The 1,117-nt window shown below is 65.7% G+C and carries 1 protein-coding gene and 1 pseudogene; both read left to right on the top strand.

What is annotated here, in order from left to right:
* A pseudogene (locus KVY23_RS24845) lies at positions 1–588 on the top strand (hypothetical protein); the annotation flags it as partial.
* Positions 585–1,117, top strand: a 533-nt coding sequence (locus KVY23_RS24840) for an ATP-binding protein (protein ID WP_230558538.1), incomplete at its 3' end; no start/stop codon positions are given. The pseudogene KVY23_RS24845 and the gene KVY23_RS24840, both read left to right, overlap by 4 nt.

Raw genomic sequence — 1,117 nt, 5'->3', positions numbered from 1 at the left:
CTATTGGGTCAGAGCGTGTGGGTGCGGTTGCACGACGGTGCCGATGAGGTCATCATCTGCGCACTCGACGACGGGGGTCCGATCGAAGTAGCCAGGCATCGACGCACCACCCCGGGAACTCCCGCCATCGACGACGCGCACTTCCCCGGCCATCACCCGAGGATTCCCGGTGACTACAGCGTCCGTGCACGCACTGCCTCCGAGCAGGCATTCCTCGCGATCGGCGAAGGCGCCGCGACGTGGCTCAAAGAAGCAGCCGCAGTCGGCACCGAACGGATCTTCCAGAAAATGTCCCACGCCGTCGACCTCGCCCGGCTCGGCGGCCGAGCAGATGTCGACTGGGCGCTCGGGCATGCGGCCGTGCACGGCCGCTTCGCCACCGGAGACCTCGACTCCATCCTCGCCACCAAAGGGATGGACCTCACCCGCCGGGGCGCATCCGAATCCACTTCCCTCGCGCAAGGCACCAGCGGATGGGATCTGTTCGGCAGCAACACCATCGGAAGCAACACCATCGGCAGCAACATCATCGGCGACACCGCCGCCGGGCGAGACGACACCGACACCACGAACGGGAGCCGGGCATGAACACCACCACTGCAGAACTACCCGCCGACGTCGAAGCGCTGATGCGTCAACTACGGCTCCCACACGCTCGGTCCATCGCCGCCGAGGTCCTCGCCACCGCGCGGGCGCAACGCTGGGATCCCGCCGAAGTGATCAAGGCACTGCTCACCGAAGAGTCCGCCGGCCGGGCCCGTTCGATGCTCACCTCCCGCCGCAAAGCCGCCGGCTTCCCGACCGGGAAGACCTTCGAGGTGTGGGACGAAAACGCATCATCGATCCCGTTGCCCACCCAACAGGCATTGCGGACCCTCGAATGGGTCGGGCGGCGGGAGAACCTCGTCGTCTGCGGACCAGCCGGAACAGGCAAGACGTTCTTCCTCGAAGCGTTGGGACAGAACGTGATCCAGGCCGGGATGCCCGTTGCATGGTTCACCCTCGAACAAATCGGTGTCCTCGTTCGCGCGCACCGCTCCGATGATTCTCTCGGCAAAGCGATCGCGAAAATCGTCCGCGCCGAACTCGTCGTCATAGACGACGTCGGGCTGTTGCC

Origin of the sequence: Rhodococcus sp. I2R, from assembly GCF_020889545.1 — a bacterium.
Taxonomy (GTDB): Bacteria; Actinomycetota; Actinomycetes; order Mycobacteriales; family Mycobacteriaceae; genus Rhodococcoides.
Note: the sequence above shows the minus strand (reverse complement) of the source record. Positions and strands in the feature narration are given on the sequence as shown.